Source organism: Mesorhizobium sp. BR1-1-15, from assembly GCF_020165475.1.
GTDB lineage: Bacteria > Pseudomonadota > Alphaproteobacteria > Rhizobiales > Rhizobiaceae > Mesorhizobium.
This window is the reverse complement of sequence record NZ_JAIUIF010000010.1, coordinates 137,501-156,139: the sequence shown is the minus strand read 5'-3', so window position 1 is coordinate 156,139 and position 18,639 is coordinate 137,501. Positions and strand designations below refer to the sequence as shown.

Here is an 18,639-nt window from a genome sequence, read left to right as displayed (position 1 = left end):
GACGGCCTTAGCCGCCGACCATCAGCCTGACGACCTCGTCATGGTTGGTCTCGGAAATCCTGCGCTCGCCGGCCTGGATCCCGCGCCGCAGCACGACGATGCGATCGGAAACGGCGAAGATGTCCTGCAGATTATGCGAGATGAAGATCACGCCGCGCCCTTGCGCCTTGAGCTGATGGATGAGCGAAATCACCTTGCGCTGCTCCGGCACGCCGAGCGCGGCCGTCGGTTCATCCATGATCAGGATCTGCGCATCCCAGTAGACGGCGCGGCCGATGGCCACGGCCTGCCGCTGGCCGCCGGAGAAATTGCTGACCGGCGCGTTCAATCGGCTGACGTGGAAGTCCAGCCGCTTCATCGTCTCCCTGGCGGCCTCGGCCATGGCCTTGCGGTCGAGCACCGGCAGAAAGCCGAACGCCTTGCGCATCGGTTCGCGGCCGAGGAAGATGTTGGCACCGATCGACAGATTGTCGGCCAGCGCGAGATCCTGGTAGATCGTCTCGATGCCCTTTTCGCGCGCCTCCTGCGGTGTGGCGAAAGCCACCGGCTGACCTCTGAGCAGGATTTCTCCGCCCGTCGGCTGGAACACGCCCGATATTGCCTTGATCAGGGTCGTCTTGCCGGCGCCATTGTCGCCGGCAAGCGCCACCACTTCGCCCGGCCGCACGGCCATGGAGAAATCGTTGAGCGCCCGTACCGCACCGAAGTGCTTGGAAAGGTTCCGGACTTCGAGGAGGGGCTCGGTGCTATTCATCCTGACGGGCTCCACTGAACCGGCGCTGCGCCTGGTCGATGAGAACGGAAATGATGATGACGACGCCGACGGCGATGAACTGCCAGAACGGCTCCACATTGACGAAGACCAGCCCGTATTGGATGACCGCGATCACCAGCGCGCCGGCGACGGTGCCGAAGATGGTGCCGGAGCCGCCGAACAGGCTGGCGCCGCCGATCACCACCGCCGCGACGCTGTCGAGCAGCAGCGGTTCGCCGGCCTGCGCTGCCCCCGCCGTGAAGCGCGCGGCATAGAGCGCGCCGCCAAGGCCGGCGCACATTGCCGACAGCACATAAAGCCGCAGGATATGGCCCCTGATGTCGATGCCGGCGCGGCGCGCGGCCTGCACATTGGCGCCGATAGCGTAATTGTGCTGGCCGAACCGGGTCTGGCTGAGCAGATAGTGCATCACGACGACGAAGACAGCGGCGATCATCACCAGATAGGGCACGCCATGGAACTTGCCGTTGCCGAGCAGTGCGAACCAGGAATTCTGTACCGGCACCGTCGTGCCGCCGGCAAGCAGGAAGGCGACACCGCGGGCGACGCCGAACATGCCGAGCGTGCCGATGAAGGGCGGGACCCTGAGCCGCGAGATCAGCAAGCCGTTGATGACGCCGGGCACGCCGGCCACGATCACCGCGGCAAGGATGCCGGCCAGCATGGCCAACGGCAACGGAATGGCGGCGCCCGCCATGTTGGTGGCATGCGCGGCGATGACCGCCGCAAGGCCCATGATGAAGCCCAGCGACAGGTCGATGCCGCCTGAAATGATGACGAAGGTCTGCCCGGTCGCCAAAAGCAGCGGCGCCACGGCGAAGATCGCGATGGATTGAAGATTGAACGGATTGAGCACGAAAGTGGCGCCGAAGGCGCTCCGCGACCAGATCTCGAAACAGATGATCAGGCCGGCGAGAAACAGCCAGGCGCGCCCCTCGGCGATGCGTGCGATCCAGCTCCTGGCGGGATCGCCGTGGTCAGCCTGGGGGGCGACATGCTTCTCGGCTGGCTGTGCTGGTGATGTCGAGGTCATGAGTACTCCGCGGCGCGGCTGCCTTCAAACAGGTCCCGCCCTGGCGGGACCGGCACAGGCTCCTCCCGGCGCACCGGGAAGAGCCAAGCTGGTCCGGACTTACTCGGAGTAGAGATACTTCGAGATGTTCGGATCGGCGATGTTGGACTTGTCCATGATCGTGAAGCCGGTGCCGATCGTGACCGGGATGGATTGGCCGGTCAGGTGGGCATAGGCCGAGACGACGCCGAAATAGCCGATCTCTGCGGGATGCTGGGCGATCGCCACATCCACAAGGCCGGTGTTGATGTTGTCGACGATGCTGGTCGGAGCATCGAAGGCAACCACTTTGACGGTGCCCGTCTGCCCTGCCTGCTTGACGCCATTGGCGGCGCCCAGCGCCGAGAACAGATTGGCGCCGAACACGCCGACGAGGTCGGGGTTGCGCGCGAACACCGCCTGCAGCTGCGAGGCCGCCTTGTTGGCGTCGTCGTCATTGAACTGGGTCTCGAGAACGGTGATGCCGGGATGGTTGGCCATCTCCTTCTTGAAGCCTTCCTCGCGCTGGTCGGTGGTCGAGATGCCGGGCTTGACGTTGGAGACGTAGACTTTGCCCTTGTCGCCGACGGCCTTGGCAAGCGCCCGCGCCGCGATTTCGCCGCCCAGCACATTGTCCGAGGCGATGTAGGCCAGCGGGAAATCGGCGTCACCCGCGCCGGTCTGATAGGCGCCGGTGCCGATGAACGTATCCACGGTGATGACCGGAATGCCTGCGTCATTGGCCTTGCGCAGCGGCTCGACCAGCTGGACCTTGTCGGTCGGCGCGATCAGGATCGCGTCCGGCTTCTTGGCGATGACCGCGTCGAGCACCGGCACCTGGGTGACCGGATTGAACTCAGGAGCGCCCTGGAAGACCAGGTTCACGCCAAGCGCGTCGGCCGCGGCCTGGGCGCCCTTGCGCATGGTGATGTAGAAACCGTCGGTGGTCAGGCCCGGAACGAGCGCGATGGTGTATTTCTTGTCCTGCGCCTGCGCGGGCGCGATAAGCACCGTCGCGCTGACGGCGAGAGCCGCGAGCGCGGCAACGATCTTCTTCATGACATCCTCCTCATTGTGTTGGCAGATCTGCCGTTGCAAGTGACATCGAATGGCCGTCGTCCGCTTGGGACAAGACGGCCGGGAACGCCTGTTTGCTTTTCGCGGGCAGCTCCTCCCAAGCGCCCTCCAGTCGATATGTCAGCCGGTCCAGCCGACCGCTACGATAGCCGTGGTCACTTCCTCGCCCTCCGCGAGGTCAGAGAACCACAGCACCTGGCATGCGTCGCACGCCAAGTTCACAAACTTGTAACACTTTGCAGAAATAAATTGCAACTCGGTTTTCCGGGTCGCAATGCCGGATTTTTCACGCAACATCCGACTGCTCCACAAAGTCCCGGCGAACTATTGCCTCGACTTCTCGGCGGCACAACCGATTTCGTAAAATCGCCCTCGCGAACTGGAACGCGGCGGCGGCGCGTCGGGCGGGCACTATCGCGGCGGCAGGGTTGCGAGGATGGCTTGCGCCGTCTTCGTATCCGTTATCACGGCGTTGATCAGCCGGGCGCGAGCGGCGCCGATGATGGCCGTCGCCTTTTCCGGCGACGCCGCGACACCGATCACCAGCGGCACGGCGCGGAGCTGCGCCGGCGACATAGCGATCATCCGGCCCTCTCCTTCCCAGGCGATCAGCGCGCCATCGGCATCGAAATAATGCCGAAGGACATCGCCGGCCGCATGGACCAGCGCCTGCTCGCTCGGCGTGGCTGCGCTCGCCTCGGGTGCATTGATGGCATGCGGCAGGCCGATGCCGACGATCGCCACATCGGTCCTGTCCCACAGCGCGACGGCATCGCTGATGGCGGCATCACCAAGGAAGACTTCACGCAATTCACTGGAAGGCAGATAGGGCGCATGAATGAAGTGCGGTATCCCGCCGAACTCCTCGGCGGCGAGGCGGACGAATTCGTTGACCTGAAAATGCGCCGCGTGCTGCTGCATGCCGCCGGTGGCGGCAACGGTCAGCACGCCCGGAATGCGCGGCAGGCCGGTGCGGATCACCTCGCGCACCGCGCGCCCCCAGCCGATGGCGACCACGGAGCCGGCCACCAATTGCGCCTGCTTGAGAAGGCCGCCGAGCGGGCCGGCCAGCGCCGTCAGCGCGCCTGCGGCCGGCGTCTCGACCACCGCTGCGTCACGCAGGCCTAGCCTATCGATCAGCTGTCCGGTGATCTCCTCAGGTGCCGCCAGGTCGAGAACCTCGATACGGACGATCCCTTCCGCCCGCGCCCGCTGCAAGAGGCGCGATATGGTCGCGGTGGAGACGCCAAGCTGCCGCGCGATATCGACCTGCGACATCTCCGCCTCGTAATGCAGTTTGGCGACCGTGTGCAGCATCGTGCGCGATGCGGTCGCATCCTGAATGGGAGGGACAGCCAGCTTGCAATTCCTTTCAGCAACGTGTTACACACGTATACGCCGATGGGAGTTATCGCGCAAATCCGGCGAACTCGCAACTTGAGGCCGTCCTGCCCAGGCGCCGGCAAGGTGTGCTTTTCCGGGCAATCGACGGCGCATCAAGACGGCAATTCTCCCCTGCCGGCAGGCGGGCAAAAACTGAACATTCTTGTTTCCACGGGATCCGCGCCCTCGGCCAGAGAGCGCCAACATCGGACAGAGACCATGACAAAGATGACCACCGCGGAGCTGCGCGGCTATCAGCAGATATGCGGCAAGGACGGGGCCATGCTGGCCATCGCCTGCGACCAGCGCGGCGGCATGCGCACCTTGCTGGCGTCGGATCCGGCCGAACAGGCCAGGATCACCAACGACATGCTCGGCGACACCAAGGCCGACATCACGCGCTACCTTGCAAGTGCCGCGTCCTGCGTGCTGCTCGACCCGCTCTGCGCGGTGCCGCGGGTTGTCGAGGAGGGCGTGCTGAACCGCGATACCGCGCTGCTTATCGGCCTCGACGCCTCGGGTTTCGACGTCTCGCCTGAAGGCTATCGCCTGTCGCGCCTTGTCCCCGGCATCGATGCGCGCCGCGTGCGCGAACTGGGTGGCACGGGCGGCAAGATCATGGTGTATCTGCGGGCCGACAAGCCCGAAGCGAATGAGCACAACATCGCCATCCTGCGCCAATGCATCGCCGATTTCGGGCAGGAAGATTTGTTGCTCGTCGTCGAATTCCTGACCTATCAGCTCGAAGACGAAAGCCCGGAAGATTATGCGGCGAAGACCCCCTGGCTCGTCGAGGAAGGCACAAGGATATCGCTGGAGTGCGGGGCAAAGGTGCTGAAGCTTCCGTATCCCGGAACGCCGGAAGCCTGCGCCAACATCACCAGAATGGCCGGCGAGGTGCCGTGGGCGGTGCTTTCGGCCGGCGTCAACCACGCCACCTTCCTCGGCCAGGTCGAGATTGCCATGCAGAACGGCGCCTCCGGCGTCATCGCCGGCCGCTCGCTGTGGAAGGACTGCATCTCGCTCGATCGTGACATTCAGCGCGAAAGGCTTAAGACCATCGCGGTGCCGCGATTGCGTGAGATCCAGGCGGTGATCGGGTATCACCGGCGCAAGGCCGCCGCCTGATATCTGCCTTGGATCACCGGCACCTGCAGGACATCATGCCTCTCAGCATAGGGATAGATATAGGCGGCACCAATCTGCGGGCCGCCCGCATTTCGGGCACCGGCGAAATCCTCGAACGTCTGTCCGAAAAGAGCGCGCCAGACCCGCAGGCTGTGCTCTCGCGGATCGCCGGGATGGTGCGCCGGCTCGATACATCTGAGGTTTCGGCCATCGGCATCGGTGTTCCCGGTCGCGTCGACGCGGATCGCCGCGCGGTCCTGTCCGGCGGCTATGTCAATCTGGCCTCCGTCTCGCTGGCGCAGCGCCTGGAAGACATGGCCGGCAAGCCCGTCGTCATCGACAATGACTGCAACATGGCACTGGTCGCCGAGATGGCGCTCGGCGCCGGCCGGGGCCATCACGACGTCGCCATGTTCACCATCGGCACGGGCATTGGCGGGGCCGTCGCTCAAGATCGGCGGATCATGCGTGGCCGGGCAACGGCAGGGCAGCTCGGCCACATCACCGTCGACGTCAATGGCGAGATCTGCGCCTGCGGCCGGCGCGGTTGTGTCGAGACCACCAGTTCGGGCACCGCGCTTGGCCGTCACATCGCACGGGCCGGCTTGCGTCCCGACCTTTCGGTCGACCAGCTCTTTGCCCGCGACGCCGCCGGAGACGTCCAGGCGCGCGCTATACTCGAAGCCTGGGCAATGCCTTTGCGTGCCGCCATCGATACCAGCGTCGCCATGTTCGACCCCGGTGTCGTCCTGCTCGGCGGCGGTCTTGGCTGGGCGGCACACAAGGCGCTCGGCCGCGCGCCGGCCCTGGCGCCGTGGTACCAGTGCCCGGTCGAGCCGGCGCAGCTCGGCGACGAGGCCGGCGTGATCGGGGCAGGATTGCAGGCGCTGGCCGGAACAGACATGGCGACAGCGCCGATTTTTGGCCGGCATTTTGTGCAAGCCGGCGCGGCAAGGCGCGCCGTGCTGGTCAACGGCATCCCGGCCAGCGGCAAGAGCACGGTGTCGCGCGGCATCGCCGACCGCATGGGATGGCCGTTGCTTGCGCTCGACACAATCAAGAATCCGTTTCTCGAGGTGCTCGGCGGCGGCGACCGCGCCTTCAACCGCACGCTCGGCCGCGCCAGCTATCAGGCGATCTGGTCAGTCGTCGGCGAAGCCCCAGCGGGTTCCACATTCATCGTCGACGCCTGGTTCGGTTTCCAGCCGCGCGAGCTGCTCGAGGATCATCTCAGGAATGCCGGGGTCGAACAGACCGTCGAAATCTGGTGCCATGCGCCCGGCGAAGTCCTTGCCGAGCGTTACGGCGCCCGGCTCGGCCAGCGTCTCCCCGGCCATCCAGGCGCGGCCTATATCCCCGAACTGATCGAACTCGCCAGGCGCGCCGAACCGCTGCGGCGCGGCCCGCTCTTCGACGTCGACACGACGAAACCGATCGACCTCGATGCCATCACGGCATGGCTGCGAGCGACGATGACGGGCGACGTTTAGAATGTTGGTGGACAAGAAGCAGCTGGCCTGGCCTGCCTAGTCAATAACCGACGGTGAAGCGCTGCTTTATGTGGGCGGGCTTCTCGATCTCGTCGACCATCGCGATGGCGTAATCCTCGAAGGAAATGCTGCTGCCCTTGTCCGAAGCCAGAAGCGTGTCCTTGCCGAGGCGGAACTTGCCGGTCCGCTCGCCCGGGATGAACATGGCGGATGGCGACAGGAACGTCCAATCGAGGTCATCGATGGTCTTCAGCTTGTCGAGGAAGTCGACGCCCTTCTGCGCCTCGGCCTTGTAGATGTCGGGAAATTCGGGCGTGTCGACCAGCCGCTTGCCGGGCGCGACCTCAAGGCTGCCCGCACCGCCGACGACCAGGTAGCGCTTCACGCCGGAGGCTCGCACCGCGGCGATCAGCGTGTCGGCATCGCTGTCGAGGAAATGCACCGAACTGATCACCACATCATGGCCGCGGATCAGCTTGGCCAGGCCTTCCATGTCGAAGACATCGCCCTTCCTGGCCGTCACGCCAGGCAGCGCCGCGATTTTTTCAGGATTGCGGGCGATGCCGGTGACTGTGTGGCCACGGCCGGAGAGTTCCTTGAGCAGGCGCGAACCGACTGCGCCCGATGCGCCGATGAGAGCGACTTTTGCCATGTCTTTTTCCATTCCTTGTTGGAGGTCGGTTGGGGATCACGCGGCCGCGATATGAGCGAAGAGATTGTCGAAACTGCCGAACAGCGCGTTCGAACCGATGAGGCGCGGCGCATCGTTGCTGATGATGGCGAGCGAAGGCACGCCATTGGAATGCAAGCGCTGGAACAGCGCGCGGCCTCGGCCGACCAGTTCGCGGTGAGCTGTCAGCAATCCTTCGGTTGGCGCCTTCACCAGTTCGCCGGCATCGGCCATGCCGGCGGCGGCGAGCACCTCGGCGACACCGCCGACCGTGACGATATCGCGCCCATCGACATAGCGCGCGTTCTGGATCGCCTTCAGCGCGGCGAGCCGGCGCTCGGGATCTTCCAGGCCCGCCGCGGTGATCGCGAGGGTCGCGGCATGGGAATCCAGCAACGTGCCGCGAACATTCAGCACGTTGTCCCGATAGCCCTGCGTGAAAACCTGTCCGGTCAAGCGCTCGATGCGCTGGTCGTTCGCCCAGGCATGGGCGGCAAAACCGCCATCCATCGGCCGGGCGCCTGCCCCCGAAAACAGGCCGGTCGGCAAGAGCTCGATGCGCACGCCGCTGGCGGACAGTTTTTCGAGCATCGGGCTTGCGCCATAACACCAGCCGCAGAGCGGATCGAAAAGGTAGGTCACTTCTGGATTGCCCACGGTCGCCCGGTCTCCGTTGCGGTGGCATTAGCTGCCCCGTCCGCCAAATGTCTTGGCTTACATGTGGCAGGTGATGGTCTTGCAATAAATGGCGTCCAATAATACAAACTGTCTGATCTAATCAGACAAAGCATGTGACCGAACTCCTCAATCTCAATCGGCTTGTCTATTTCACCACGGTGATGGAGACAGGCTCGTTCACCACGGCGGCGGACCGGCTTGGCGTGGCCAAGGCCGTGGTCAGCCACCAGATCGGCAGGCTTGAACAGGAATTGTGCGCGACGCTCATGCGGCGCACGACGCGGCGTGTCACGCCGACCGAGGAGGGTCGCCTCTTCTACGACCGCGCGATGATCATCCTGCGCGAAGCCGAAGCGGCCTATGGCGAGATCTCGCACGGGGCAGTCGAACCCAAGGGAATGCTGAGGCTGACCGCGCCGCTCGACTATGGCACGAAGATCGTTGCGCCGGTCATGGCCGCCTATCTCCGAACTTATCCGCATATGCGCGTCGAGGCGATTTTCGATGACGCCGTCAGCAATCTGGTGGACGAGCAGATCGACCTCGGCATCCGCGTCGGCTGGCTTGCGGATTCGTCCAATCAGGCGCGGCGCCTGGGCACGATACAGCAGGTCGTGGTGGCGAACCCGACCTTCGCCGCAAGCCTGCCGCCCGATGTCGCCCCGCGCCAGGCAAGATCGCTTGCCTGGGTCGGCAACGCCCAGCTGCGCGGCATCGGCCAATGGCTGTTTTCAAGAGAGGGAGAAACGGTGTTGACCGAACTCAACCCGGTCATCATGTGCGACAAGAGCCCGGCGGCTCTTGCCTGCGTGCTCGCCGGTATCGGATTGGGCGTATTTCCCGACTACAGTGTCGGCGACGATATCGCCGAGGGACGTCTCGTGCCGGTATTTGCCGACTGGATGTTGCCTGCCGGCGGCATCCATGCCGTTTTCCCTCCGGCCCGGTTCCGGCCAGCCAAGGTCCGCGCCTTCGTCGAGTTGCTGGCGGCCGCCGAGAAGAAACGCTCGCGTCTCGTCGAAACGGCCTGAGGCGACGAGACAGCCCGCCAGCTCGAGGCTGACGGGCCGATCATTTTGGATCGCCGGGGCGCTCACCGATAGGTCGCAAATAGATACTCAATCCGCTCGCACGGCGCGGCTACCGGATGCGATACTGGCAGGCGAGATCATATTCGGCACCAGAATGTCATTGCGGCGCGCGAAGGCGATCAAGGTCGCCCGCACGGTTTCCGCATCGATCTCGCCGGCAATGCCGGCTTTGCAAGCGTTGAGGGCGACGGCATGGGCGCCGTTCCGGCTGGCAACGGGCCAGTCCTGTAGCATGGCATATGCTTCCATCGCAGTCTCGATCGTCACCGGAAGCCCCATTCCGACCAAGATGGTCACGGGTTCTTCAAAGCGCATCTGTGCCATGATTTAAACCTCCATTCGATGGCAAACGAACCGAAGCATGTCGGGCAGCCTGGTGCGAGAAGACAGGTCGGCGCGGATAGGGCGGGTGCGCCGGTGTCGTCGGATTTCCGGCAGCCGCGAGCCTGATCTCGGCTGGCTCGACCGGGCTTGGCTTGAGCACTGGCGAGCCTCGGCCAGGCGCCGGTAGCGCTCTATGCGCCCTGGCGAGCGCCTCGAGCCAGGCAAGGACGGAAAGCGGCGGAAGCGCCCGCCCATCGAGCCAGGCGGCGACCTGGCTTTGCGGGCAACCAAGCTCGTCGACGAGGTCTGCCGCTTTCCACCTCAACGTTTTCAGGCATTCACGCAATTGGCCCACGATCATGTCGGTCCTCTTCCCAACCGGACATCGGTCCATCGTTTGCTGTGGGGCTCCGATGATCGCGTCCTCCATCCCTGGTTGAGCCGCCGGAGCCTTCCGAGGCTGCCGACACATGCTGCGCGGCCAGGAACATCAGCGTCGACGCCGCCGTACGGCGGCTCCAGCCTGCGGACTCGGCCATGTCGAGAACGCGCATCAACAATGGCCCCAGCACGCTCCTGCATTCTGCCTCGTAGGCGAGAAATTCGTTTGCCGGATGCGTGGGCGCCGAAACGGAACCGATACCGGTCATAGTGGTCTCTCTCCAAACTTTCCCCGGGAAGCGCCCCCGCCCACTTGTGGGAGCGGGCGGCCTCCCGGCGTCCTAGAAGTCCATGCCCGCGCCGGCGGGCATGGCAGGGGTCGCGGCCTCCTTCTTTGGCTTCTCGGCCACCATCGCCTCGGTGGTGACCAGCAGGCCAGCGACGGAAGCGGCATCCTGAAGCGCGGTGCGCACGACCTTTGCCGGATCGATGACGCCTTGGCCGTAGAGATCGCCGAACTCGTTGGTCTGGGCGTTCCAGCCCCAGCCGAACTCGCTCTTCTCACGCAGCTTGCCGACGATGATCGAGCCCTCGGCTCCGGCGTTCTCCGCGATCTGGCGCACCGGGGTCTCGATCGCACGCCGCACGATCTCGACACCGGTCTTCTGGTCGGCATTGTCGATCGGCAAGGCATCGAGCGCCTTGGCGGCCCGGAGCAACGCGACGCCGCCGCCCGGGAGTACGCCTTCCTCGACCGCCGCACGGGTCGCATGCAGCGCGTCGTCGACACGGTCCTTGCGCTCCTTCACCTCGACTTCCGTCGAACCGCCGACACGGATGACGGCGACGCCACCGGCGAGCTTCGCCAGCCGCTCCTGCAGTTTCTCGCGGTCGTAGTCGGAGGTAGTCTCCTCGATCTGCGCTTTGATCTGGGCGATGCGGCCCTGGATCTCTTCCTTGCGGCCAACGCCGTCGACGATGGTGGTGTTTTCTTTTTCGATCACCACTTTCTTGGCGCGGCCCAGCATCTGCAGCGTGACGTTCTCGAGCTTGATGCCGAGATCCTCGCTGATCGCCGTGCCGCCGGTGAGGATGGCAATATCCTCCAGCATCGCCTTGCGGCGATCGCCGAAGCCGGGCGCCTTGACTGCCGCGACCTTCAGGCCGCCGCGCAATTTGTTCACGACCAGCGTGGCGAGCGCCTCGCCCTCGACATCCTCGGCGATGATCAGCAGCGGCTTGCCCGACTGCACGACTGCCTCGAGGACGGGGAGCATGGCTTGCAGGTTGGACAGTTTCTTCTCGTGGATCAGCACATAGGGCTCTTCGAGCTCGACGCGCATCTTGTCCTGGTTGGTGATGAAGTACGGGCTGAGATAGCCGCGGTCGAACTGCATGCCTTCGACCACCTCCAGTTCGGTCTCGGCGGTCTTGGCCTCCTCCACCGTGATGACACCTTCATTGCCGACCTTCTCCATCGCCTCGGCGAGGAACCGGCCGATCTCGGGATCGCCATTGGCCGAAATGGTGCCGACCTGGGCGATCTCATCGTTTTTCGTCACCTTGCGGGCGTTGGCCTTCAGTTCGGCGACGACCGCTTCCACGGCCTTGTCGATGCCGCGTTTCAAATCCATCGGATTCATGCCCGAGGCGACGGCCTTGGCGCCTTCCTTGACGATGGCTTGGGCCAGAACGGTCGCGGTTGTGGTGCCGTCGCCGGCGATGTCGTTGGTCTTCGAAGCGACTTCGCGCACCATCTGCGCGCCCATGTTTTCGAACTTGTCTTCCAGTTCGATCTCCTTGGCCACCGTCACACCATCCTTGGTGATGCGCGGCGCGCCGAAGGATTTATCGATAACGACGTTGCGGCCTTTGGGACCGAGCGTCACCTTCACCGCATTGGCCAGAATGTCGACGCCGCGCAGCATCTTCTCGCGGGCTTCGGTATGGAATTTCACTTCCTTGGCAGCCATTGGATCACTCCTTCAATTTAGGCAGCTTTCGTTGACTGATAACTTGGCAAGAAGCCGTCAGGCGGCCTTCTTCACGGTCGCGGTCTGCTCGATCACGCCCATCACATCGCTTTCCTTCATGATGATCAGGTCTTGGCCGCCGAGCTTGATCTCGGTGCCGGACCATTTGCCGAACAGAATGCGGTCACCCACCTTGACGTCGAGCGGCTGTAGCTGCCCGGCTTCGTTTCGGGCGCCGGGGCCGGCGGCGATCACCTCGCCTTCCTGCGGCTTTTCCTTGGCTGTGTCGGGAATGATAATGCCGCCAGCCGTTTTCTCCTCGGCTTCGATGCGGCGGACCAGGATACGGTCGTGCAATGGGCGGAACGTCATGTCGTTCTCCTTCAAGGACAAACAGTTTTTGAGGTTCCTCCGCGCCGGACCGGCAATATCGGCCCGGCAAGAGGTGCCGCGACCCTTGTTCAGGCATCGCGCGCGCATATCGAGCTAGTTTTGGAATTTTCCGGTTTCAAGAGGTCCGCGCAAAAATTTTGGCACTCGTCGCATGAGAGTGCCAACGCGTTGTTATCATGCAGGGATTCTCGCCAGGTCGACGATTTCACCGCTTGAATTTTGGTGAAGAGCCAACAAGATTATCCGGGCCGGCGCTGCCAAAGCACAGCCGGAAACTGGACGCTATCGAGGAGTTTTTGCAGACGGAGGACAGCGATGGACCGACAGAAATTTTCGCCGATCATGCCTTCCCTGACTGACACGCCCGACACCTCGCTTGACCGGCTGCTTTCGCCGGCGAGGCACTTCAAACATCCTGACGAGGTATTGGAAGACGACGCGCTCGACCTCTGGGAAAAGCGGGCGATCCTGTCGTCTTGGGCCTCGGATGCCTGCGCGGTGGAGTCGATGCCGGAACTGCGCCTGCCGCCGGGAGTCGAGCGGCCGGTTTCCTTCGACCACGTCATGGAGGCCTTGTGCAAGCTCGACATCGACGTGCCGGCGCCGCGGTCCACGCCGGATGACTTCCGGCACGACTTCGCCAGGATGAATGCATGAGGTCGTAAGCGAAAGGAGAAACATATGGTGACTGCGGTCAGCAGAGAATTCCGCCTGCAGATGGACGGCTACGGCCTGACCACGGCCGAGATTCACTATCATATGCCTGACTACCCCAACCTGCTGCAGCTCTATGTCTGGCAGGAATACGACCTCGCTCCCGATTTCCCGGAGCTGAAGGGCTTCCTTGGCTATTGGGAAAGCGAACTGGACGGCACGCTGCATTCCGTGCGCGTCGCACATCATCGTCTAATCACACCGTCGGAATGGCGCGCCGTTGACGGCATCGTTGCCATCCATTGAGCGGATCACATTGAGCGGATCACATTGAGCGGATCAAAAAACCTGAAGCGCGTCGCCTGCAACGCGGCGCGCTCAAAGGCTCGATTGAGCATACCTAAAATCAGAGTTCCCGAGCAGGATGAGTGATGGGATTCGTGTCATCCTGCTCTGACAGCCATCGGCTGGGCCGTCCTTGACATCGCCGCGGAACGGAATTGCTGGGGCGAAGCGGAGCGGCCCCTCGTCAGGCCGGCTCGCTTGGCCGCCTTCAAGAAGGCCTTGTAGGCGGCACGCCCGCTGCGCCAGCCATCCAGCGCATCACGGCATGCACGGCCGGCGGCGCGCCAGCTTGGTCCGCGCGCCCATTTCGGCCATTGTTGATCCAGGCATTCCAGAGCCTCGAAGCTGCTGGCGACCTTGCGTGGGGCGTCCGACAATTCGAGGGTAATCGGCTGGGGAAACCGAATATCGTTCATCACTTCCTCCGTTTTTTGACGTCTTTTTGCGAGTAAGCAATCGGATGGCGTCACCGGCGACCGTCCATCCGTGATCGAGATGGTCAGCCGTTCAGGCCGCGTCAAGGGCCGCCGGAATCTCGACGAGACGTTCGATCAGGCCTCTTGACGCCACGCCCGTCAGTTCCCAGATCGATTCCGCCGGCGCCGGAAGGGCCGGCAGGTCAAGGAGTGCCGCATCCTTGGCACTCCTCGTACCCATGTTGCTCAGCGAAGGAGGATATGGCTATGAGAACCGCTTTCGACTTTTCACCGCTCTATCGGTCGAGCATAGGCTTCGACCGCATTTTCGACCTGCTGGAGAATGCCAGCCGCACGGCGAACGTCGACAACTGGCCGCCCTACGACATCTCCAGGACCGGTGACGACGCCTACCGCATCACCATGGCGGTAGCCGGCTTCGGTCAAGACGAATTGAGCATCGTGCATGAACCCAACATGCTCGTCATCGCCGGCGAGCGTGCCGGAGAGGACAATGGCGAATACCTGCATCGCGGCATCGCCGGACGGCCGTTTGAGCGACGCTTCGAACTTGCCGACCATGTGAAGGTGACCGGCGCCGGCCTCGTCAACGGTCTCCTGACCGTCGATCTTCAGCGTGAGATTCCCGAAGAGATGAAACCGCGCAAGATCGAGATCGGCACCAGCATGGCCAAAGCCAAGGAAAAATCCGCGGCAAAGCCCGTGCAAGTGGAAAAACAGGCCGCGTGAGGCAATTCGGGTCAGGGCTTCCACCAACCGGACGCCGGTCGCCCGGTGGTGGAGACGCAAGCAAAGAGGAGAAAGACAATGAGCGTACGTGATCTCATTCCTTTTGGCCGGGAACGCGGACAGGTGCCCAGCCTTTTGCGCGATGGCGAACGTGATCCGTTCATGTCGTTGCACCGCGAGGTCAACCGTCTTTTCGACGATGTTTTCCGTGGTTTCGGTTCGGGGCTGCCGTCCTTGTCTTCCGTTGCCGCCGACGGCGCACGCTGGCCAAGCGTCGAGATCTCCGACACTGGAAAGGAGGTCCGTGTCACGGCCGAAGTGCCCGGCATGGAGGAAAAGGACATCGAGGTCCTGCTCGATGACGACGTGCTGATCCTGAAGGGCGAAAAGCGGTCCGAGACCGAGGACAAGGAGCGCCAGTTCTCCGAGCGCTATTACGGCCGTTTCGAGCGCCGCATTCCGCTCGGCGTCGAGGTAGAGCAAGACAATGTCGAAGCCCGCTTCAGGAACGGCGTCCTGACGGTTACATTGCCGAAGACTGCGAAAGCGCAAGCGCAGGCAAAGCGGATCGAAATCAAGAGTTGAACCACCTATGCCGGCGGTTGGACAAACCCACCCGCCGGTTCAGGTCGAGATGTTGACGGCTTACACTGCGGACGCCATTGCTTTGCCGGCTGGATTATTTTCGGCGACAGGTCTGTCTTTTGTGCGGTGGCCCGGCTTGCCCGCCCCCCTGGTCGCTTTGGCTTGGCTTGGCTTTGGCGGGCGGATTGTGTTTGGTTTTGCGGGATTTGTTTTTGACCCTCTGCGTCGGCTTTGGGTATTTGCGGGCCCGTGATGAGGGTTCTCAAATGAGCGGGCGGCCATCAGTCGGATACAAGAACAGCCCGGGGTGAGCCGGGCTGTTTTGTATTTGGTTGCGGGGACAGGATTTGAACCTGTGACCTTCAGGTTATGAGCCTGACGAGCTACCGGGCTGCTCCACCCCGCGCCACCTATGAGCAAGCGTGAGCTTGCTTCGACCTCTGGAAGCAGGTGTTTTCTGCTTCGATTTCTGGAAGCAGGTGTTTCTGCTTCGATGTTTGGAAGCGGGCGTTTGCCTGCTTCGCGCCGCCAAATTGAAAGGGCCGCTTACGCGGCCCGTTGTCCCGTTGGCGGGCCTGTTCGTGAAGAGAAGATTTCACATCCATCCGATGGATGTGAGTTTAACGTGCGTTTGGCAGACCTGGCAGCGACCTACTCTCCCGCGTCTTGAGACGAAGTACCATCAGCGCTGGAGCGTTTCACGGCCGAGTTCGGAATGGGATCGGGTGCAGCCGCTCCGCCATAACCACCAGGTCGGCAAAACGCACGTTATTCGAGAAGCTGGGTTAGGGATTGGGCAGAAGGCAATAGTGAATAGGGGATGCCTATTCACTATTGGCTCGTTGCTCTTCACCTGTCTTTTTGTGCCTGAGCGACATCCACAGTTTGCTTTCGGGCAAAGCCCGCAAGCGCGACTGCGCGTCGCCGGTCGTCCGGCGCCCTCGCGGAGCATAGGCCCGTAAGGGCCGCTCATGCGTGAGCGCTGGCCAGACCATCGTGTTTCACGATGGGCATAAGGAATGAGAACGATCAAGCCGATCGAACTATTAGTACCGGTAAGCTTCAAGCGTTGCCGCTCTTCCACACCCGGCCTATCAACGTGGTCGTCTTCCACGGTTCTCAGGGAATACTCGTTTTAAGGTGGGTTTCCCGCTTAGATGCCTTCAGCGGTTATCCCGTCCGGATATAGCTACCCTGCTATGCGGCTGGCGCCACAACAGGTCCACCAGAGATCCGTCCATCCCGGTCCTCTCGTACTAGGGACAGATCCTTTCAATATTCCTACACCCACGGCAGATAGGGACCGAACTGTCTCACGACGTTCTGAACCCAACTCACGTACCGCTTTAAATGGCGAACAGCCATACCCTTGGGACCTGCTCCAGCCCCAGGATGCGATGAGTCGACATCGAGGTGCCAAACAACCCCGTCGATATGGACTCTTGGGGGTCATCAGCCTGTTATCCCCGGCGTACCTTTTATCCGTTGAGCGATGGCCCTTCCACGCGGGACCACCGGATCACTATGACCGACTTTCGTCTCTGCTCGACTTGTCAGTCTCGCAGTCAGGCAGGCTTATGCCATTGCACTCAGCGAACGATTTCCGACCGTTCTGAGCCCACCATCGCGCGCCTCCGTTACTCTTTAGGAGGCGACCGCCCCAGTCAAACTACCCACCATACATTGTCCCGGACCCGGATAACGGGCCGCGGTTAGACATCCATAGTGATAAGGGTGGTATTTCAAGGGTGGCTCCACCTGAGCTGGCGCCCAGGTTTCAAAGCCTACCACCTATCCTACACATGCCACTACGAATGCCAATGTAAAGCTATAGTAAAGGTGCACGGGGTCTTTCCGTCTAACCGCAGGAACCCCGCATCTTCACGGGGAATTCAATTTCACTGAGTCTATGCTGGAGACAGCGGGGAAGTCGTTACGCCATTCGTGCAGGTCGGAACTTACCCGACAAGGAATTTCGCTACCTTAGGACCGTTATAGTTACGGCCGCCGTTTACTGGGGCTTCGATTCAGAGCTTGCACCCCTCCTCTTAACCTTCCAGCACCGGGCAGGCGTCAGACCCTATACGTCGCCTTGCGGCTTCGCAGAGCCCTGTGTTTTTGATAAACAGTCGCTACCCCCTGGTCTGTGCCACCCTCCTCTGCTTGCGCAGAAAAGGGTCACGCTTCTTCCGAAGTTACGCGTGCAATTTGCCGAGTTCCTTCAGCATAGTTCTCTCAAGCGCCTTGGTATACTCTACCAGACCACCAGTGTCGGTTTCGGGTACGGTCTATAAGGAGGAGCTATTTCCTGGAACCACTCCGCTGCCCGTTCAATCCGATAAGATTGGACAACTTGTGTGATCCGTCACTACCTCCAGGCCCACGAATATTAACGTGGTTCCCATCGACTACGCGTTTCCGCCTCGTCTTAGGGGCCGGCTAACCCTGCTCAGATTAGCTTTAAGCAGGAACCCTTGGTCTTTCGGCGGGGGAGTCTCTCACTCCCCTTACGTTACTCATGTCAGCATTCGCACTTCTGATACCTCCACCACCCCTCACGGGTATGGCTTCATCAGCTTACAGAACGCTCCGCTACCGCTCGTGATTGCTCACGAACCCTAAGCTTCGGTGTATGGCTTTAGCCCCGGTACATTTTCGGCGCAAAGACCCTTATTTAGACCAGTGAGCTGTTACGCTTTCTTTAAATGATGGCTGCTTCTAAGCCAACATCCTGGTTGTTTTGGGATCCTCACATCCTTTCCCACTTAGCCATAACTTGGGGACCTTAGCTGTAGGTCAGGGTTGTTTCCCTTTTCACGACGGACGTTAGCACCCGCCGTGTGTCTGCCGACTAGTACTCCCAGGTATTCGGAGTTTGGTTAGGTTTGGTAATCCGGTGAGGACCCCTAGCCCATCCAGTGCTCTACCCCCTGGGGTATTCGGTCGACGCTCTACCTAAATAGATTTCGCGGAGAACCAGCTATTTCCGAGTTTGATTGGCCTTTCACCCCTAGCCACAAGTCATCCCGAACTATTGCAACAGTTATGGGTTCGGTCCTCCAGTAAGTGTTACCTTACCTTCAACCTGCTCATGGCTAGATCACTCGGTTTCGGGTCTAATGCGACGAACTGAACGCCCTGTTCAGACTCGCTTTCGCTGCGCCTACACCTAGCGGTTTAAGCTTGCTCGTCACACTAAGTCGCTGACCCATTATACAAAAGGTACGTGGTCACCCTTGCGGGCTCCCACTGTTTGTAGGCAATCGGTTTCAGGTACTCTTTCACTCCCCTTGTCGGGGTGCTTTTCACCTTTCCCTCACGGTACTAGTTCGCTATCGGTCATGCACGAGTACTTAGGCTTGGAGGGTGGTCCCCCCAATTTCAGACAGGATTTCACGTGTCCCGCCTTACTCGAGGACGATTGATCGCATTACGCGTACGGGGCTGTCACCCACTATGGCCCTACTTTCCAGAA

Annotated in this window: 20 protein-coding genes, 1 tRNA gene and 2 rRNA genes (1 of these 23 running past the window's edge); 7 read left to right on the top strand and 16 right to left on the bottom strand. The window is 62.0% G+C overall.

Annotation, left to right across the window (positions count from 1 at the left end; all coding sequences use genetic code 11):
• Positions 1-7: 7 nt before the first annotated feature.
• The 5 genes from LB541_RS18690 to LB541_RS18670 form a co-directional block, all read right to left on the bottom strand.
• Complete coding sequence (locus LB541_RS18690) at positions 8-754, bottom strand: ATP-binding cassette domain-containing protein (RefSeq protein ID WP_140672200.1); 747 nt, start codon at positions 752-754, stop codon at positions 8-10.
• On the bottom strand, positions 747-1,808 hold the full coding sequence (locus tag LB541_RS18685) for an ABC transporter permease subunit (RefSeq protein ID WP_140500436.1): 1,062 nt from the start codon (positions 1,806-1,808) through the stop codon (positions 747-749). Before LB541_RS18685 ends, LB541_RS18690 begins: the two co-directional genes overlap by 8 nt.
• 99 nt (positions 1,809-1,907) lie before the next feature.
• A complete protein-coding gene (locus LB541_RS18680) occupies positions 1,908-2,885 on the bottom strand; it encodes an ABC transporter substrate-binding protein (protein ID WP_140500438.1) in 978 nt (325 codons plus the stop codon).
• A gap of 138 nt (positions 2,886-3,023) precedes the next feature.
• Positions 3,024-3,200: a hypothetical protein gene (locus tag LB541_RS18675; protein WP_181181933.1), complete on the bottom strand. Its 177-nt coding sequence runs from the start codon at positions 3,198-3,200 to the stop codon at positions 3,024-3,026.
• A gap of 114 nt (positions 3,201-3,314) precedes the next feature.
• Positions 3,315-4,220 (bottom strand): sugar-binding transcriptional regulator, encoded by a 906-nt coding sequence (locus tag LB541_RS18670; RefSeq protein WP_224619277.1) that lies wholly within the window; start codon positions 4,218-4,220, stop codon positions 3,315-3,317.
• Between the two features lie 285 nt (positions 4,221-4,505).
• On the opposite strand from LB541_RS18670, the gene LB541_RS18665 reads away from it, so the two are divergent.
• Together LB541_RS18665 and LB541_RS18660 are read left to right on the top strand one after the other, a co-directional pair.
• Entirely contained in the window at positions 4,506-5,414 is a 909-nt protein-coding gene (locus LB541_RS18665) for a tagatose-bisphosphate aldolase (RefSeq protein ID WP_140558312.1), read from the top strand.
• A 35-nt stretch (positions 5,415-5,449) separates the two neighbouring features.
• Positions 5,450-6,904, top strand: coding sequence for an ROK family protein (locus LB541_RS18660; protein WP_224619275.1), 1,455 nt, complete (start codon positions 5,450-5,452; stop codon positions 6,902-6,904).
• A gap of 40 nt (positions 6,905-6,944) precedes the next feature.
• Here LB541_RS18660 and LB541_RS18655 read toward each other — a convergent pair whose 3' ends face one another.
• Positions 6,945-7,556 (bottom strand): NAD(P)-dependent oxidoreductase, encoded by a 612-nt coding sequence (locus LB541_RS18655; RefSeq protein WP_224619273.1) that lies wholly within the window; start codon positions 7,554-7,556, stop codon positions 6,945-6,947.
• 36 nt (positions 7,557-7,592) lie between these two features.
• A complete protein-coding gene (locus tag LB541_RS18650) occupies positions 7,593-8,231 on the bottom strand; it encodes a DsbA family protein (RefSeq protein WP_140558307.1) in 639 nt (212 codons plus the stop codon).
• 134 nt (positions 8,232-8,365) lie between these two features.
• On the opposite strand from LB541_RS18650, the gene LB541_RS18645 reads away from it, so the two are divergent.
• Positions 8,366-9,283, top strand: a complete 918-nt coding sequence (locus LB541_RS18645) for a LysR family transcriptional regulator (RefSeq protein WP_224619271.1) — start codon at positions 8,366-8,368, stop codon at positions 9,281-9,283.
• 87 nt (positions 9,284-9,370) lie between these two features.
• Here LB541_RS18645 and LB541_RS18640 read toward each other — a convergent pair whose 3' ends face one another.
• From LB541_RS18640 to LB541_RS18625, 4 genes are all read right to left on the bottom strand, one after another.
• A complete protein-coding gene (locus tag LB541_RS18640; RefSeq protein ID WP_140558304.1) occupies positions 9,371-9,667 on the bottom strand; it encodes a DUF982 domain-containing protein in 297 nt (98 codons plus the stop codon).
• Between the two features lie 338 nt (positions 9,668-10,005).
• The gene (locus tag LB541_RS18635) at positions 10,006-10,317 is read right to left on the bottom strand and encodes a hypothetical protein (protein ID WP_224518917.1); all 312 of its coding nucleotides are present in this window, start codon (positions 10,315-10,317) and stop codon (positions 10,006-10,008) included.
• A gap of 72 nt (positions 10,318-10,389) precedes the next feature.
• Positions 10,390-12,021, bottom strand: a complete 1,632-nt coding sequence (groL, locus tag LB541_RS18630; protein WP_224619269.1) for a chaperonin GroEL — start codon at positions 12,019-12,021, stop codon at positions 10,390-10,392.
• 57 nt (positions 12,022-12,078) lie between these two features.
• Positions 12,079-12,393 carry a co-chaperone GroES gene (locus tag LB541_RS18625; RefSeq protein ID WP_140513826.1) on the bottom strand — a complete coding sequence of 105 codons (315 nt, stop codon included), beginning with the start codon at positions 12,391-12,393 and terminating at the stop codon, positions 12,079-12,081.
• Between the two features lie 336 nt (positions 12,394-12,729).
• On the opposite strand from LB541_RS18625, the gene LB541_RS18620 reads away from it, so the two are divergent.
• Both LB541_RS18620 and LB541_RS18615 read left to right on the top strand, forming a co-directional pair.
• The gene (locus LB541_RS18620) at positions 12,730-13,071 is read left to right on the top strand and encodes a hypothetical protein (RefSeq protein WP_224619267.1); all 342 of its coding nucleotides are present in this window, start codon (positions 12,730-12,732) and stop codon (positions 13,069-13,071) included.
• 24 nt (positions 13,072-13,095) lie between these two features.
• Entirely contained in the window at positions 13,096-13,374 is a 279-nt protein-coding gene (locus tag LB541_RS18615; protein ID WP_140500453.1) for an usg protein, read from the top strand.
• A 137-nt stretch (positions 13,375-13,511) separates the two neighbouring features.
• Here the strand turns inward: LB541_RS18615 and LB541_RS18610 are convergent, their stop codons facing one another.
• Together LB541_RS18610 and LB541_RS18605 are read right to left on the bottom strand one after the other, a co-directional pair.
• Positions 13,512-13,934, bottom strand: a complete 423-nt coding sequence (locus LB541_RS18610; RefSeq protein ID WP_224619266.1) for a DUF982 domain-containing protein — start codon at positions 13,932-13,934, stop codon at positions 13,512-13,514.
• Positions 13,921-14,070, bottom strand: a complete 150-nt coding sequence (locus LB541_RS18605; protein ID WP_181165362.1) for a hypothetical protein — start codon at positions 14,068-14,070, stop codon at positions 13,921-13,923. The genes LB541_RS18610 and LB541_RS18605 overlap by 14 nt, the downstream gene beginning before the upstream one ends.
• A gap of 26 nt (positions 14,071-14,096) precedes the next feature.
• On the opposite strand from LB541_RS18605, the gene LB541_RS18600 reads away from it, so the two are divergent.
• Positions 14,097-14,579, top strand: coding sequence for an Hsp20 family protein (locus LB541_RS18600; RefSeq protein ID WP_140500457.1), 483 nt, complete (start codon positions 14,097-14,099; stop codon positions 14,577-14,579).
• A gap of 78 nt (positions 14,580-14,657) precedes the next feature.
• Positions 14,658-15,164, top strand: coding sequence for an Hsp20/alpha crystallin family protein (locus LB541_RS18595; RefSeq protein ID WP_140685837.1), 507 nt, complete (start codon positions 14,658-14,660; stop codon positions 15,162-15,164).
• Between the two features lie 329 nt (positions 15,165-15,493).
• On the opposite strand, the gene LB541_RS18590 is transcribed toward LB541_RS18595, so the two are convergent.
• The 3 genes from LB541_RS18590 to LB541_RS18580 form a co-directional block, all read right to left on the bottom strand.
• Positions 15,494-15,570: transfer RNA gene (locus LB541_RS18590), tRNA-Met, on the bottom strand.
• Positions 15,571-15,802: 232 nt separating this feature from the next.
• Positions 15,803-15,917 (bottom strand): 5S ribosomal RNA (gene rrf / locus LB541_RS18585).
• 272 nt (positions 15,918-16,189) lie between these two features.
• A 23S ribosomal RNA gene (locus tag LB541_RS18580) occupies positions 16,190-18,639 on the bottom strand; it runs 361 nt beyond the window's last position.